Source organism: Herpetosiphon gulosus, assembly GCF_039545135.1.
Taxonomy (GTDB): domain Bacteria; phylum Chloroflexota; class Chloroflexia; order Chloroflexales; family Herpetosiphonaceae; genus Herpetosiphon; species Herpetosiphon gulosus.
In genome coordinates this window covers 119,810-134,943 of sequence record NZ_BAABRU010000006.1, presented here as the reverse complement: position 1 = coordinate 134,943, position 15,134 = coordinate 119,810, and the positions used below count along the sequence as shown (strand labels likewise).

Sequence of the window (15,134 nt, the reverse complement as noted above, 5' to 3'; positions counted from 1 at the left end):
ATTCTTTCGATCAGCTAGGAATTAGGGTTCAGGTGCCAGAAATTGAATTCTAGAAGATAGAGAGAATTCGGTTTTTAGCACGGATTTTATACCTGGCTCTAAACCCTAGCCTCTAGCTACTGACCCCTAGCCCCTAGTCCCTGCTCCCTAGCCCCACTAATTCTGCCTCATAACTATCAAGTCCATCGACCAACACATTTGGTAGCAAATCGCCAAAGGCATTGACTTCGCCAACCAAGCAATGTTTCAGGCTATTGGCAATCAGCAAATCAACCCCAGCGTACAGCGAACGCTTAAAACATGCACTAGCCGCTTCGGCCTGTTGTCGCACAGCCTGCCAAAATTCGGCTCCCAACTGGGCTTGTACCGCCGCCAAATCGCCGCGTGGATTTAATAGATGCAGGTTGGTAATTGGCGTAGTGCTGGTGCGCACAACCGTGTGTTGGGCTTTGCCCGCAATCACCAACATGCGTAAATCGTAGACCTTGCCCGCCAGCCGCGCCTTCGGAACCCACTCTTCAACATGGACTCGTTGTTTGGCCAAGGCATCAATTAATGGTTGAATTTCGCGCAAATGGGTGTAGGTGCGCAAACTGCGAGAGTTGTACAATTGCAAACCAGCACTAGTTTCAACCAACTCGACCGTGGTAATGGCCTGCATTTGGCGGCCATTGGTGCGATAAGCCACCACGCCCGAGGCGCTTGAACCATGCGCTAGTTTGATAAAAGCTCGCTGCCAGCCATGAGTTTGCAGCGCTGCTTGTAATTCTTCAAACGAGCCAATTGCTGGCAAACTGCGTGGCACAAGCACATCGGCTTGCGCTAACCGGGCATGGCAGGCCACTTTATCGAACATTACGGCAATGTCAGTGGGATGTTGTAACAAGCGTGCATTCAAGTTGGTTAATTGTTGTTCGAGCTGGCTTAGCAAGCGGGTATAACCACGATACCATTGGCGACTACCCCACAAGCGCCCGCGCTCTTGCGGCAACTCAGCATCAATCGGCCAATGCTCAAACTCAGGCTCAGGCCTTAGTTCAGCGCCAAACCGTACCAGTTCACGATACAGTTGTTCATCCTTACCAGGCGATTCAATCCGTACTAACTCGCCAGATTTGATCCATTCTGCCGAATAAATTTGACCTGCCAATAGATCGTAGTAGCTGATCACATGGGCTGGCGGCTGACCTTGACGATCCAAGGCCGCCTGCCACAGCGCAACTCGTCGATCATGTGGATTGCCAATAACGATCATTCACTCACCGCGATATAGCGTCGATCATAGCGATGAGGATCTTGTGGCTCGGAGATATCGACTTCAATGCCCAATTGTTTGAATTGTTGGGCAATTTCCTGCTCGATATAGTGATAGTGCAAATCGAGCAGTTTGAGTTGTTTAATCGCTGGGCATGCCAAAAGTGCCTTGGCCCCATCGTCGCCAAGATTGCCCAACGAAAGATCGAGCACTTCGATCCGATTGATGATCTTGGATTGGCTGATGGCAATCGCCAAATCATCAGCAAACGAGCAATCGCGCAAGGCCAACACCTTGAGATTGGGAAATAACTCACCGTTCAGCAAGGGTTCGAGATCAGTCAGGGTAACATCGCCGCCATACCAATCGGAGCCAAGCCATAATTCGAGGTGCTCTAAGGCTGGCAATTTGCCGTGCAAAATTTCCTGCACGACTCGGTTGGGCAAGCCACCACTTTGAATCACCAAGGTTTTGAGTTGGGAATGCTGACATGAACCAAGGCTCAAGCCATTGGCCCCGCGAATTGCAAAATGCTGCAAATTGGGAAACGCCGAGAGCAAGGGCGAAAGATCATCCTGCTCGATCCACGAAATTTCCGATTCTTCGCTGGTAATATCGCCAATAAATAAGGCGCGTACATTGGGCAATTGGGGCGCGGCACTGACCAAGGTTTCAATCACCTGATCAACCGGGCCATTGCCATCATCAAGCTCCCACCACGGGCCAATCACCAAACCTGTGGTTTTTTCAACCTTGGGCAAGGCCAAAAAATCAGCAAAGCGATCAATCCACGCTGTCTTGGTATCGTAATCATCTTCGTAGCCAAGCCCGATGCGATGTACTACACCAGTTGATTGCAAGACACTGGGGTGATCCCAATCGGCAATATTCGATGGAGCCAGCTCCGACATCCATGGCAATTGAGCCATTGTTGTGCTCCTTACTCGCTGACGGCGATATAGCGATATTCTTCGTCGCCATCTTCGTCGGCAATTTGTTGATCGCTCACATCGCAATTAACTTCGATCGTCGGCCAACAATCGCGCATGCCATCGCTCATATAATGGTGATGCAAATCGAGAAATTCAAGCTTACGAATCGCTGGGCTAGTGAATAAGGCCTCGGCTCCGGTATCGCTCAAGTTGCCCAGCGAAAGATCGAGGATTTTGATCCGTTCAACAATTGGGGCATTAGCCACTGCTTGAGCCAGCAGATCAGCATATTCACAATCACGTAAGGCTAAGGTTACCAAGTTGGGAAAACGCTCACCCTGCAAAATCGGCTGTAAATCGTCGATCGTTGAATTGCCGCCATACTCATTACTACCCAACCACAGCTCTAAGTGCTCAAGCGCTGGTAAATTGGCGGCAGCCACATCACGCACAACTTGCGCCGCTAACCCACCAGTTTGAATGATTAAGGCCTTGAGTTGTTGATGCTGAATCGCACCAAAACTAAGGTTTGAGCCACCGCGAATTGCCAAATATTCAAGCTGCGGGTAGGCGGCCAAGATTGCAGCATAATCGCCTTGCAAAATCCACGAAATTTCCCATTCGTCAGAGGTAAAATCGCCGATGAACAGGGCTTTGAGCAAGGGCAAGCACTCGCGGGCATTAACCAAGCTTTCTAAAACAAGATCAATATCGCCATCGTGGGCTGAATCCTGCCACCAGCGGCCAATCACCAAGCCCGTGGTTTTAGCTGGCTCATCGGTTGCCAGCCAAGCGTTAAAATAATCCTGCCAAGTTTGGGCAGGCGTTTTCGAGCGATAATTGTATTCCAAATGTAGGTGCACGGGGTGGCCAATTGGATCGAGTTTTAAGCGGCCATCCCAGTTGGTCAAACTTGATTGACCAAAATAGCCCATCCACGCAAAAATCATGGATACCTCACAAATAGCAATTGCAAGCCGATTGCGGCCTAGCTATAGCATAGCCTATTTTGTGACAAACAACGTCACATCGCTGCCCTAGAACTTGCACCCTTTGTTCCATTTCTGCCTTTTGCCTTTTGCTTTCTGACTTGATCATGCTTCTCACCCACAATTAAGCTGATTCGGCTACAATAGCCAGCGAATTCGATGCTACACGACGATCTTGCCGTGTAAAAAGGAGTTTGTATGCGTATTTTGGTCTCCGGTGGCGCTGGCTATATTGGCAGCGTAACCAGTGCCGCATTGCTTGATGCCGGCTATGACGTTGTAATCTTTGATAATTTGCGCCAAGGCCATCGCCAAGCGGTTCCTGCCGCTGCGACCTTTGTCTTGGGTGATCTGAATAATATTGCTGAAATTCGCAGTGCCTTTGAAGCCCATGGCCCTTTCGATGGGATTTTAAACTTTGCCTCGCATACTTTGGTCGGCGAGTCGATGCAGCACCCTGAGTATTATCTGCGTGATAGCGTGGTGGCAGGGATTAATTTGCTGACGGTTGCCGCTGAACATGGCGTGAAGGCCTTTATTCTCTCATCAACCGCCAATCTCTTCGACGACCCCGCCAAAATGCCAATCGACGAAAACGAACGAATTGTGCCAGGTTCGCCCTATGGTGAGATGAAAGCGTGGATGGAGCGGGCGCTCTATTGGTATGAACGGGTGCATGGCATTCACTATGGTGCACTGCGTTATTTCAATGCCTGTGGTTGTACGCCCACCATTGGCGAACACCATGACCCTGAAACCCACTTGATTCCCTTGGTTTTGCAAGTTGCTTTGGGCCAGCGCGAATCAATTGCGATCTTCGGCGACGATTATCCAACGCCCGATGGTTCGTGTGTGCGCGACTATGTGCATGTGAGCGATTTGGCCTCGGCCCATATTCTGACCTTGCAAGCTTTGCTCAACGGCGGAGCCAGTCGCCGCTACAATTTGGGCAATGGCGGCGGTTTCAGCGTCAAAGAAGTCATCCAAGCAGTGCGCAATGTAACTGGTCATGCGATTCCAGCGGTGGTTGCGCCGCGCCGTGCTGGCGATCCGGCAACCTTGGTCGCTTCATCGGAAACGATTCGCCGCGATTTGGGCTGGGAGCCACGCTATGCCACGATCGAGAGTATCATCGAGAGTGCTTGGGCTTGGCATCAACAACATCCTCATGGGTATAGCGAATAAATTTTGCTTCAAGGAGCAGCATTGATGGTTTCAACGACGCAACCAGCCTTTCAAGATCAATTGCAGGGCAATCATTGTTGGGGCTGTGGCAAGGATAATCCTCATGGCTTGCAAATCAAAAGCTATTGGGATGGTGCTGAAGCAATTTGTCATTGGCAACCACAGCCATGGCATTGTGCCTCGCCAACTCATGTGGTTAATGGCGGAATCATTGGCGCATTAATCGATTGCCACGCAATTATTAGTGCCATGGCCTTGGCTGCTCAACAGGTTGGGGTTGCGCTAAGCAGCCCCATGCCGATTTGGTATGTGACTGGTAAGCTTGAAATTGCCTACCACAAACCAACGCCGCTTGGCCCAAGCTTGGAGTTGCGTGCTCGCTTCGCGGTGCAAAACGAGCGCAAAACCTTGGTGACCTGCACGCTTAGCGCCGCCGATCAGCTGTGTGCAACTGGCACGGTCTTGGCTGTGCGTGTTCCCAATGAATGGATGCGCTCTTAACGAGGAGCTAGGTGTCAGGGATCAGGGGCCAGAATTCAGCTGATTTAGGCCTGATTCCTGACCTCTGATTCCGCATTCTTTCGCGTTCTTCGTGGATCGATATTTAACGCAGAGGCGCAGAGAAGGATGAGGGATGAGATCTGAAAGCAAAAGGTCAGGGGCTAGCGATCAGGCATTGAGCATAGGAGAATAATCATATCTATCTGTGCTAATCTGTGGCTAAAAAACTACCTTCGTGCTCTTTGTGCTCTTCGTGGATCAAAATACTGATCCCTAGCCCCTGAACCCTAAAACCTACTACTCTCATTCGTGTTTTAACTAACTCGCCTATCTGTCAGAAGCCATGATCTGCATGCTCTTTGTGCAATGTGTGTGAGCAATTGGAGTTGCCAAGGCCAAAATCGCCCGAAAAATCCGTTGACGCTGACTTTTGGCCTATGCTATAGTAGCAGCAATTCCACAACCTACTCCTACTTTCCACCCGAATCGCTCAAAAGAGTTCAAATTCGTTTATAGCAACGTAATGCTGTAAATGCTTCTTTGGTGTGCGTATTGTTTAGGGAGGTATTATGGCTGAAGTGATTTTGCCAGGCACCTACATCACGGTGCGTGATGAGGGGCTGATTAGCGCAGGGCGCATCGCCTCGGGCTATATTGGCATTGTTGGCACGGCAGCAAGTGGTCCAATCAATCAAGTTCAAATTTTGGGCAGTTTCAGCGAGGCCAAGGCGATCTTCGGGGCTAGCGACGCTTGGCAGGGCGGCACAAAAAACGAATTAACCCTGGTTCGGGCTTTGGAGCAAATTTATAATAACGGCGGCAAAACGGTTTATGCAGTGCGCAGCGAAGGCGTAACAGTTGATAATTATAAAACTGCCCTCGCTGAATTGGAAAATGAAATCGTTAATTTGGTCTTATTAGCTGGTCAAGATAACTCAAACGTGGGCATGGCCAATGCTTTAATCGCTCACCTCACCACCACCGCAGGCATTAAACGCGAACGCATCGGCTTAATCGGCAGTGCGCTTGGCGACGATATCGCTAAAATCTCTGGTCATAGCTATGCCAGCGACCGCTTGATTTTCGTCGCACCTGGGATTAAAAGCTCGGTTAGCGATCCAGCCACCCAAACTGTCAGTCAAGTTTCCTTGCCTGGCAGTTATTTGGCTGCTGCTGTGGCTGGCCTGATCGCCGCTTTACCAGTTCAATCCAGCCCGACCAACAAAACTGTGGCAATTGAAGGCTTGACCACCAACTTTAGCGCCTCGCAGCTTGAACAATTGGTGCAAAAACGAGTTTTGGTGGTCGAAAAACGTGAAGGCTGGCGCGTGGTCAAAGGCATTACCACCGCCACCAATTCGGCTTGGCATCAAATTACTACTCGCCGAATCGTCGATTATGCGATCTATGGCGTGCGCTCAGCCTGTAATCCCTACATTGGCAAGTTGAATAACGACCGCGTGCGCGGCGCAATGAAAGCGACGCTTGATGCCTTTTTGACCCGTATGGTCGAAGATGAGGCCTTGGTTGGCTATTCGTTGGATGTTTCGGCGACTCGCGCTCAGCAAATTGCTGGTGAAGTGCAAGTGTCGCTCACATTGCAGCCAACCTTCAGTATCGACTTCATCTTAGTAACGATGTATTTGGGTTAGGAGCAAACTCATGCCAAATGTCAATGTTTTTCGTGGCTCAGATGCGTCGTTGGTGCTAGCGGTCGATGATAGCAGCACCGCCGAAGGTGGCTTGGCCGATGCCTTGATCGGCGAATATGCCCTCTCAAGCGTGGTCGGGCGGTTACAAAATGTGCAAATTGTGGTGCAAAACGATATTCGGCCTTACCACGAAATTGGTCGGCGCTTTGCCACCGAGCTGCGCCCAGGCAATATCAATATTTCGGGCACTGCTGAACGCGCCCATATCAACGGCGCACTGATTCGCTTGTTGCTTGGCGATGGCTCGAAAAGCCCACCCCCAACCGGAGCCATTGCCCAACCATCCTTTAATATCGTAATCAATTTGGTTAATCCGGCTTCGCCTGACAATAGCAGCACGCTCACAATCTTTGGGGTCAAGTTTGATACGTGGAGTTTTCGCTTGCCCGAAGACGATTTCGTGATGGAAACGGTGACCTTCAAAGCCCTTCGCATGAGCAGCGCCGAAACCAGCGCCTAGAGGAATGAGCTTGCATGAGCGACAACCACCTAACTGCCGATGAATTGCTTGCTGGCGCTCAAGCACGCTATGCCGTGACGATTCCAGCCGACATTATTCAGCCTGGTCAGGCCACTGCAACCGCTCGTGAATTGGTGGTGCAACTCCAGCCGATCACGATTGGCACGTTTCAATTGATTATGCGAGCCGCCAAACAGGATTCAAGTCTGATTCCGCTGTTGTTGATCAAAGAGGCGTTGGTCGAGCCAAGCCTGAGTTTGGAGCAAGTCAAGCGCATGCACTTGGGCATGGTCGATTTTTTGATCGCGCATATTCGCGAAATTAGTGGCATGACTGAAAAAAAAAGCGATTAATTGAGTTGCAGCAAGCGCCGTTGTTGCAGGCCAGCTATCGCCTTGCCAAGGCGTTTGGCTGGACACCGCAGCAAGTGCAGGCCTTGACGATGGCTCAAATCACGCTGTATTTGCAATTATTAGCCGAGGATGTTGGCAGTGAATAAGCCCGAATCAAGCTTAATAACTCTTGGCACGGCGATTCAGGCCGATTTTAGCGCATGGCTGGATGGCTTAACGATGTGGTTGCCAAGCGAAGAACCAGCCAGCATGTTGGCTGACGATTGGCAAACTGAGCTGGCTTTGGCTGAGCAATTACAACAACTCAGTGCTTGGGCTGAGGGCTTGAGTAGCGGCTTGATTCCCCAATTGATCACTGGTCAACCGCGCAACCAGACCCAAGCTGCTGAGCTTGAACCAACATATTCAGATGCTTGGCAACCTGCGTTGATTGCAAATAGCATGCCTGCTAAGCCACAATCAGATCTGTTTCAGCCGCAAGTTTCAGCCATGTCCAGCCAAACCCAAGCTACAAAAGCTGTGGTTCGGCCTAGGCTGCGTGATACTCGACAGGTGTTGGCTGCCGCGCCGTTGCCCAAAGCTGCGCCGTTTCAAGCCGATTTGACCGATCAAACTACAACTAATCAGCTAAATCAAGGCTTATCGGAAATTGCAACAGCCAGCACTGACTTGGATGTTGCGCCAAGCCCAATAGCGCAGCATGGCGCAAGCCTGCCATCGATTCCAACGCTTGAGCCAAGCGGCAACCAAGCTTGGATACAACAAGCTAACCCAATCAAAGGCCTAGCCGATTTTGCCCAGCTCTGGCAGGGCGCGAACCAAGCTGAAACGGCCTTGTTGGCAGAGGTCGCTCAACCTCAGGCGTTTGCTCAGTTTGAGCCAGCCCAAGCGCTGCCACAAGCTTTACCTAGCCAGAGCCTTGAGCCAGTTCAACCGTCGTTACCAATCCAAGCAAATCTGCAAGCTACAGGCAACAGCACGGCCTCAGCTTGGCAGCAGGCGGCAATTCCGCAGAGCCTCAGTCAACCAAATAGCCCAAATCAGGCTGCTGACCAACCTGAGGCCATGCTTAGAAACTTCGATCTGGCTGAAATCGCCAACGCTCAGAGGACATGGATTACGCCAGCGGTTGGCAACCAAGCAGCGGCTAGCGCAACCAACCACAACATTCCAGCGCCGAGCATTCATCCAACCAAGCCAGCCTTGGAATTGCCAAGCAACCAAGTTCAGCCATCAAACCTGCTGGCAATCGCCAATGCGGCCCAAACGCCAAGAGACCAACCACCGCCGATTGAGGCGATCCAGCAATCGGTTGCTTCACAACATTCCAATCATGCTGGCGAAATTCAACGTGAACAACTGGTGAACGACGTTTTAGAAGCTCTGACCCAAGCCTTGCAACGCGAATATTTGCGTTTTTATAGCGATTAATCAGGAGCGGAGCCATGGCGCTTGAGCTAGCAGGCATTGCTTTACAACGGGTGCATCGAATTCAAACGCTCGAACAGCGGGCGGCGGTGTATCACCATGTGCCAGGTATGGCTGGCGATGTGAGCCAACAGCTTGGACGACACTCGGTTTGTTTGCAAATTGAAGGCATCTGTTATGGAGCCGAAGCCCAAACCATGCTGGAGCAGTTGCGCGGTATTTATCTTAAACAAGAGCCAGTCGAGTTTATCGCCGATATTGTCGGTCAAGGCTATGTTGCCAAAGTTACGCTTGATCAATTTCAAGTGACTCAACAAGCCTACGAGCCAGACCAATATAGTTATCGGTTGCAGATTGTCGAATATGCAGCGCCAAGTAAAAGCAAGGTTGCAGCGGCTCAAGTTAACACCAGCATCAAAACCCAAGCTGTCCAATTGACCACGCTGGCGAGCCTGCCCGATGCTTTGGCTTTTGGCTCGCTGCCCGAGATAACCAATCCAGTTGAACCATTGAAAACCGCGCTAGATCCGGTGCGTGAAGCCGCCAGCAGTCTGAGCGATTCGTTGGGAGCGCTGCGCAGCCTGTTGGGCTAGTGTGTTACGGGGAGATGTATGCAATCGTTGTTGAATGAATTACCGGGCAAAGGCCAATTAACCAGCCTGCTCGATGGGAAATTTACCCCCAGCGCCGTTGGTGCCGATGGCATGCGCGAGATCAACGCTGGAGCAATTAAAGATGATCTGGCAGCGGCTACGCCTGATGGCACTAGCCCTGCCGTCAGTTTGCCAGTAATGCCCCAAGGCTTGACCAAAGAAGGCTTTACTGGGCGAATCAACGCGCCGCTTGATCAACTAGGCGGGGTTAATCGCAATGCCTTGATTGGCGATGTGACCAGCAAGCCGCTGCCGATCAACTTGCCTGCGCCAACCTTCGATGTCAACGGCACAATGGGCAAAATCACCAATGCAGTGATTCCGGTGCAGGTTGATACGCCAACCACGACCCCCGATCTGCCGTGGCTTGATGTTGATAGTTTTACTGCACCGCTACGCAAATTGGCTGATGCCGGGGCTTCAACGCCCATGCGGATTTTGGGCATGCTGCTGAAAATTGTCGAATCATTCAAGAATACCCTGACTGATCCGGCCAAAATGACTGAGCTAACCACCGAGGCCTTGGCCGAAATTTACGTGGTGCAATTGCGCACGCTGCGCCATAATTTGCCCCTGTATAGCCTGACTGCCACCAATACCTTGCTCAGCAGCGGCTACCTCAAATCGTATCAACAAGCGCTCGATGCACTCGAAAAAAGCCAAGATATTGATGCCTTTCAGCAGTTGAGCCGCAGCACCTTGCTTTCAGGCTTGAGCCAGATTCAGCAATCCGATAAAACCTTGCAACGCATGCTGGTCAAAGATGTGGCGCAATTGCAACAAGCCTTGACCCAAGTGCTCGATTTTGGCGCTACCGACGATGTGTTTTTGCAAGCCTATTTTGATCAACTCACAGCGCGAACTGGCCAAGTTTTGGGCGCAATCACCAGCCCAATCAAAGAATTAACCGATATGGCCAACGATATTGTCAAATATCTTGAGGCCGCCGCCAAAAAGGCCGAAGAAGCTGCTCGCAACGTTTCGACCGCGATTGAAACCAACATCCAAAGCGTCAGCGGCGTGTTAAATGGCCTGCAAACCCAAATTACCAACGTCACCGCTGAGATCGAAGCCTTTCTCAGTCAGGTTGATGTTGGGCCTGTCGTGCGCCAAATTAAAGATGGCTGTAACCGCATTAGCAGCGTGATCGAGCAATTTTTTGTGCGCATCGAGGAATTGAAACTCAAACTTGATGCGGCAGTCAAAAATGTGCAAGACAATGTTGATGCCAAATTGACTCAAACTTTCAACACGCTTGAGCAGCAAATTCGCCAATTGCTAGGCAAAATCAGCGAAGTGCTCAATCGACCTGATGTGCAAGATGCTCTGAACAAAGCTCGTCAAGGCATCGAAGATTTCAAAACCAAAATCGGCGATGCTTCGCTCAAACCAGTCTTTGATTTGGTGATTGAGCAAACCACCAAATTAGAGGGCAATGTGCGGGCGATTGATGTTGCCAGCATGGGTACGCCGCAGAAAACTGCGCTTAAAGTTGGCGCAAAAGTGATCGAAGCGGTCAAAGTTGATGAGATTGTCAAGCCTGAATTGCTTGATGCCTTCCGCCAAATTCGCGAACCCTTGCAAGAGTTGGTCAATTTGCTCAAAAATCAGGTATTGGTGATTGAGCGCATGATCGATGAATTTAATCCTGGCACAATCGCCACCGATGCAATTCTCAACTCAGCGCCGTATCAACTGGTGATCAAAACCTTGGAAGAGTTCAAGCCTTCGGAATTATTGGCTCCGCTCAAGGATGCTAATGCCGAGTTGGCTAAATTGGTCGCCAAGCTTGATCCTGAGATTATTTTGAACGAACTGCAACGCTTGTATGATCAATTGTATAGTTTGGTCGAGACGCTTTCGCCTGAATCGCTCAACCAATTGATCAACAAAGCGATTAATGTAGCCTCCAAAGAATTAACCAATATTCGCGATTACGAAATTGATTCGCTGCTCAGCACGATCAAATCGGCGGTATCGCTGGAGAAACTGCTCGCCAAAACGGGCTTGCAAGATTTGGCTGATGCTGAATTTTGGACGATGCTCAAAAAAGTGCTTGGTGGCGATTATCTCGATGAAGTTTCAGCAGCGATGGATTCGATTGAAGCCTCATTGCGAGCCAATGCTGCAACATTAACCTTTCCAAACGTGGCCGATGAGATTGCCAAAACCCGCGAAGCCTTCCAGCTAGAGCTTGGGGTAACCTCAACCAACTTGGATGCTGCCGCAACGACTTTGAGTCAAACAATCGCTACTGCGGCGGCTGAAATTGAGGGCTTGCAGGTTCGCCGCCGCACCTTGATGCAAACTTACGATCTTTCAACGGGCACAGGTTTGATGCTGCGCGATTTGGATTTAGCGCCGTTGACCGCCCTCAGCACCACGCTCGGTCAAGTGACTGGCTCGACCAAAACCGCCTTGAATAGCTGCATTGGGGTTTACAAGCCAGTGATCAAGGCCGAAGAAAGCCGCATTATCGCGCTCAACGAAAGCGTGTTACAAAATGTGGTTGCGGCCATGTTCAAGCGCCAATTTGGCGATCCAGTGCGTAAATTCGTTACCGATGTCAAAGTCCAGTTGCAACCTTTCAAAGATGCAATTACTGCCATCCAAAAGATTTTAACCACAGTTACCAAGCTACCAGCTCAGATCGATGCAGCAGTAGCGAATGTGTTGGATACGCTGGGTCGCAGCATCAAACAGGTAATTACCGATATTCTGGCCTTGATTGAGACGATTCGCACATCGTTGATCAGCGTAATCAAAACCACCTATGAAACGGTTAAGCGCAGTGTTGAAGCATTTAGTCCGATGTGGCTGCTCAACTCAGTTAGTGCTAGCGATTTTTCGGGTCAAGGTTTAATGGCGCTGGCGTTGCGCATTCGTAATCCCAGCGGCGATCGTTTGGCAGCGTTGGTGCAAACCAAACTTACCGCCGCTGCCTTGGAATTATTGCAAAACCAAGCGGCTGGCAGTTTGAGCGAGGTTAATGCAACCAACGTGTTGCAGGCGATCAACGATACCCTGCGCGATGCGACGATTAGCACTCAAACGACGGTTGATCAAGTGACCCAACAATTGAGCAGCGCGATTGGCCTGATCGAAGCCAAGCCAGCCGAAACCCGCAGTGCCAGCGAAATGCAACAACTCTACCGCTATTTGGCCTTGAAGGGTCAACTTGGGCGGGCGTGGTATGAGCTTTCGCGCACTCCAACCAACCAAAATCGCTTAATTCGGCTTAATCGGGTGCTGTTTGAAGCCTCGTATCCCAGCGATCTGGGCATGAGTTTGCAATCACTGCATCCCTTTATTGTCGAAGAGATTGCCCATCTCTATCCCGAAGAGACCGTCAAGCGGCTTGATGTGATTTACAAAATCATTATCGATAAAATCAAAGGCTTGCCTGATCAATTGATTCGTCGCCCCTTGGACGATGAATTCAACAAAATCAAGCAACTGTTGCATAAAACCTTTGATATCGAAGGCTTGTTCAACGTAATCGACATCAAATTGGCTGGACTTGACGGCGATTTGGAAAAAGGCCTTGATCGCTTGAGCGATGCCTATGGTCAATTGTTGAACACGCTTGACGAGCGTTTAGCAGGGTAGCGCCGTGTTGGTGAAGTATCGCATCACAATTGGTTCTAGCAGTTTTAGCGCTGATCAAGCTGATTGGTTGGTGAGTTGCGCAAGCTATGGCTCGTTACGCTCGCCAATCAACCGCTGTAGCCTGGTTTTTGTCAGCAAAAGCGGCCTGAATGCCAAACTTGGCGATCCTGTGAGCGTTGATTTAGGTGATGCTGACAGCGTGCAACGGGTCTTTACTGGCTGCGTTGCATGCTGTCAAGCCAATCTGCATACGATCACGGTTGAGGCATATAGTAGCGCTCAATTGCTGACCAGTATGCATCTCAACGCGCTCTACGAGCAACGTTCAGGCGGAGCAATCGCCAAAGATCTGCTTGGTCGAGCCAAACTCAAACTTGGCACAGTTGACGATGGATTGACCTTCAGCAGCTATTTGTGTTCAGCCAACCAAAGCTTGTGTCAACATCTCCATGATTTAGCCCAACGCTGTGGAGTCGATTGTTATAGCGATGTTCAGGATGCTGTGCATTTCAAAGCCTACGCTGCCAAAACTACCCATCAAGTAGGTTATGCGCAGCAGCTTTTGCAATTTTCAGCCAGCCCAGTTCAAGCGAGCATCGATGGCCTCGAAATTCATGGCACTAGTCCAGCCGGCCAAGGCCAAAGCACTGAAGCCAGCTCATGGCTCACCAAGAAAGTGGTCAAAGGCAGCGCTGGCAAAAGCTCAGGCAATGTTTGGCGGATCAGCGATGCCACCGCACGCAGCCAAGATCAAGCACGTCAAATTGCTGAAAATCGTTTTCAATCCTACGCCGCTACCTTAGCTGGCAAAGCCCAAGTATTGGGGATGGCCGAGCTGGCTTTGGGCGATGCGCTTCAGTTTCAGCAAATGCCTGATTCCAGCCATAACCTGAGCGCCAAGATTCTGAGCGTCAGCCACAAACTCAATCGCTATCAAGGCTTTGTCAGTGAAGTTAGCTGGGAGCAGCGTTAATGGAAGAACTATTACAGATTATTCAGCGGGTTGCCGAACGCAGCACTCAGCGCATCCATACCAGCGAGTTGGGGATTGTGACGGCGGTTTTTCCCCATGCCGACGAGGGCGATAACGATAATTATCAATGTTCAGTGCAATTACGCAATTATCAGTTGCCCGATGGCAGTCCGTTTGAATTGCGCAAAGTGCCAGTTGCCACGCCCTACCTTGGTTTGGCCTGTATTCCCAATATTGGCGATTTGGTGGTGCTCTCATTTATTGGCGGTGATATTAATGCGCCGGTCATTATGGGCCGCGTTTATAACGATGAAGATCGTCCGCCTGCCAATAATCCCAAGGAGTTTTTGCTACAACATAGCATCGCTGAAGGTGGCAGTTTGCTGCTGGATAGCGAAGGCAAAATCATTCTGACCAGCAAAAATGGCGAAAACACGATCACGCTTGAAGATGAGAAAATCGCCATCAGCAACGAGAAATTTAGCTTGGTGATTGATCTTGCTGGCGAGAAAATTAGCCTTAGCTCCAATAAAGATCTCAGTTTGATTGCTGAAACTGGCAAACTGACCGTGCAAGCCAACGCAATTGAGCTTAAATCTGATTCGACCTTGGATCTTCAGGCTAGCGGCGCAATCAAAATCAAGGGTAGCACGATCGATTTGAACTAAGGGGATGTTATGGGCAAACCAGCTGCTAAAAAAGGCGATCAAGTGACTGGAAGTTGTATGCACACCGTGCAGCCACCAGGTGGGCCGCCGCCGCCACCAGTCCAAGTGCCGCATCCATTTGTCGGCATGATCAACGATCAACTAAGCAGCGATGTAAAGATTGGTGGTCAGCCTGCGGCGGTGGCTGGCTCGAAGGCAATGAATACGCCAGCCCACATCCCAACGCCGCCCAACCTGAGTTTTATCACTCCGCCCAACAATCAAGCGACCTTGGAAGGTGGCAGCCAAACCGTCAAAATCAATGGCAAGCCAGCGATTCGCGCAGGCGACCAAGCGACAACCTGCGATGAAGTCAAGGTTAAAGCTGTGGTGGTGGCGGCTGGCACAGTCATGATTGGCGATTAAGTGAGGTTTGC

15 protein-coding genes are annotated in these 15,134 nt (G+C 50.5%); 12 read left to right on the top strand and 3 right to left on the bottom strand.

From position 1 onward, the window contains the following. Nucleotides 1–133: 133 nt before the first annotated feature. From ABEB26_RS09610 to ABEB26_RS09600, 3 genes are read right to left on the bottom strand one after another with little or no spacing between them, the layout of a single operon-like run. Nucleotides 134–1,255 (bottom strand): STM4014 family protein, encoded by a 1,122-nt coding sequence (locus ABEB26_RS09610; protein WP_345721766.1) that lies wholly within the window; start codon nucleotides 1,253–1,255, stop codon nucleotides 134–136. Beyond that, complete coding sequence (locus ABEB26_RS09605) at nucleotides 1,252–2,184, bottom strand: STM4015 family protein (RefSeq protein ID WP_345721764.1); 933 nt, start codon at nucleotides 2,182–2,184, stop codon at nucleotides 1,252–1,254. The genes ABEB26_RS09610 and ABEB26_RS09605 overlap by 4 nt, the downstream gene beginning before the upstream one ends. 11 nt (nucleotides 2,185–2,195) lie before the next feature. Then, nucleotides 2,196–3,137 carry an STM4015 family protein gene (locus tag ABEB26_RS09600; RefSeq protein WP_345721763.1) on the bottom strand — a complete coding sequence of 314 codons (942 nt, stop codon included), beginning with the start codon at nucleotides 3,135–3,137 and terminating at the stop codon, nucleotides 2,196–2,198. Between the two features lie 237 nt (nucleotides 3,138–3,374). On the opposite strand from ABEB26_RS09600, the gene galE reads away from it, so the two are divergent. The 12 genes from galE to ABEB26_RS09540 all read left to right on the top strand — a co-directional run bounded on the left by galE (nucleotide 3,375) and on the right by ABEB26_RS09540 (nucleotide 15,123). Beyond that, nucleotides 3,375–4,361 carry a UDP-glucose 4-epimerase GalE gene (gene galE, locus ABEB26_RS09595; RefSeq protein ID WP_345721762.1) on the top strand — a complete coding sequence of 329 codons (987 nt, stop codon included), beginning with the start codon at nucleotides 3,375–3,377 and terminating at the stop codon, nucleotides 4,359–4,361. Between the two features lie 24 nt (nucleotides 4,362–4,385). After that, nucleotides 4,386–4,862 (top strand): PaaI family thioesterase, encoded by a 477-nt coding sequence (locus tag ABEB26_RS09590; RefSeq protein ID WP_345721761.1) that lies wholly within the window; start codon nucleotides 4,386–4,388, stop codon nucleotides 4,860–4,862. Between the two features lie 569 nt (nucleotides 4,863–5,431). After that, nucleotides 5,432–6,514, top strand: coding sequence for a phage tail sheath C-terminal domain-containing protein (locus ABEB26_RS09585; protein WP_345721760.1), 1,083 nt, complete (start codon nucleotides 5,432–5,434; stop codon nucleotides 6,512–6,514). Between the two features lie 10 nt (nucleotides 6,515–6,524). Further along, nucleotides 6,525–7,034: a hypothetical protein gene (locus ABEB26_RS09580; RefSeq protein ID WP_345721759.1), complete on the top strand. Its 510-nt coding sequence runs from the start codon at nucleotides 6,525–6,527 to the stop codon at nucleotides 7,032–7,034. Between the two features lie 14 nt (nucleotides 7,035–7,048). Beyond that, nucleotides 7,049–7,387, top strand: a complete 339-nt coding sequence (locus ABEB26_RS09575; protein ID WP_345721758.1) for a hypothetical protein — start codon at nucleotides 7,049–7,051, stop codon at nucleotides 7,385–7,387. A 5-nt stretch (nucleotides 7,388–7,392) separates the two neighbouring features. Next, nucleotides 7,393–7,533, top strand: a complete 141-nt coding sequence (locus ABEB26_RS09570) for a hypothetical protein (protein WP_345721757.1) — start codon at nucleotides 7,393–7,395, stop codon at nucleotides 7,531–7,533. Beyond that, nucleotides 7,526–8,818, top strand: coding sequence for a hypothetical protein (locus ABEB26_RS09565; RefSeq protein ID WP_345721756.1), 1,293 nt, complete (start codon nucleotides 7,526–7,528; stop codon nucleotides 8,816–8,818). Before ABEB26_RS09570 ends, ABEB26_RS09565 begins: the two co-directional genes overlap by 8 nt. Before the next feature lie 14 nt (nucleotides 8,819–8,832). Next, nucleotides 8,833–9,408 (top strand): hypothetical protein, encoded by a 576-nt coding sequence (locus ABEB26_RS09560; RefSeq protein ID WP_345721755.1) that lies wholly within the window; start codon nucleotides 8,833–8,835, stop codon nucleotides 9,406–9,408. An 18-nt stretch (nucleotides 9,409–9,426) separates the two neighbouring features. Next, on the top strand, nucleotides 9,427–13,077 hold the full coding sequence (locus ABEB26_RS09555) for a coiled-coil domain-containing protein (RefSeq protein WP_345721754.1): 3,651 nt from the start codon (nucleotides 9,427–9,429) through the stop codon (nucleotides 13,075–13,077). A 4-nt stretch (nucleotides 13,078–13,081) separates the two neighbouring features. Further along, complete coding sequence (locus ABEB26_RS09550) at nucleotides 13,082–14,050, top strand: hypothetical protein (RefSeq protein ID WP_345721753.1); 969 nt, start codon at nucleotides 13,082–13,084, stop codon at nucleotides 14,048–14,050. Further along, nucleotides 14,050–14,718, top strand: a complete 669-nt coding sequence (locus ABEB26_RS09545) for a phage baseplate assembly protein V (protein ID WP_345721752.1) — start codon at nucleotides 14,050–14,052, stop codon at nucleotides 14,716–14,718. Before ABEB26_RS09550 ends, ABEB26_RS09545 begins: the two co-directional genes overlap by 1 nt. 9 nt (nucleotides 14,719–14,727) lie before the next feature. Beyond that, entirely contained in the window at nucleotides 14,728–15,123 is a 396-nt protein-coding gene (locus ABEB26_RS09540) for a PAAR domain-containing protein (RefSeq protein WP_345721751.1), read from the top strand. The last annotated feature ends 11 nt before the right edge of the window (nucleotides 15,124–15,134 follow it).

Excerpts from the sequence above, each read along its gene's own strand:
- ABEB26_RS09610 (WP_345721766.1), bottom strand. The coding sequence starts at position 1,255 with ATGATCGTTATTGGCAATCCACATGATCGACGAGTTGCGCTGTGGCAG.
- ABEB26_RS09605 (WP_345721764.1), bottom strand. The coding sequence starts at position 2,184 with ATGGCTCAATTGCCATGGATGTCGGAGCTGGCTCCATCGAATATTGCC.
- ABEB26_RS09600 (WP_345721763.1), bottom strand. The coding sequence starts at position 3,137 with ATGATTTTTGCGTGGATGGGCTATTTTGGTCAATCAAGTTTGACCAAC.
- galE (WP_345721762.1), top strand. The coding sequence starts at position 3,375 with ATGCGTATTTTGGTCTCCGGTGGCGCTGGCTATATTGGCAGCGTAACC.
- ABEB26_RS09590 (WP_345721761.1), top strand. The coding sequence starts at position 4,386 with ATGGTTTCAACGACGCAACCAGCCTTTCAAGATCAATTGCAGGGCAAT.
- ABEB26_RS09585 (WP_345721760.1), top strand. The coding sequence starts at position 5,432 with ATGGCTGAAGTGATTTTGCCAGGCACCTACATCACGGTGCGTGATGAG.
- ABEB26_RS09580 (WP_345721759.1), top strand. The coding sequence starts at position 6,525 with ATGCCAAATGTCAATGTTTTTCGTGGCTCAGATGCGTCGTTGGTGCTA.
- ABEB26_RS09575 (WP_345721758.1), top strand. The coding sequence starts at position 7,049 with ATGAGCGACAACCACCTAACTGCCGATGAATTGCTTGCTGGCGCTCAA.
- ABEB26_RS09560 (WP_345721755.1), top strand. The coding sequence starts at position 8,833 with ATGGCGCTTGAGCTAGCAGGCATTGCTTTACAACGGGTGCATCGAATT.
- ABEB26_RS09555 (WP_345721754.1), top strand. The coding sequence starts at position 9,427 with ATGCAATCGTTGTTGAATGAATTACCGGGCAAAGGCCAATTAACCAGC.
- ABEB26_RS09545 (WP_345721752.1), top strand. The coding sequence starts at position 14,050 with ATGGAAGAACTATTACAGATTATTCAGCGGGTTGCCGAACGCAGCACT.
- ABEB26_RS09540 (WP_345721751.1), top strand. The coding sequence starts at position 14,728 with ATGGGCAAACCAGCTGCTAAAAAAGGCGATCAAGTGACTGGAAGTTGT.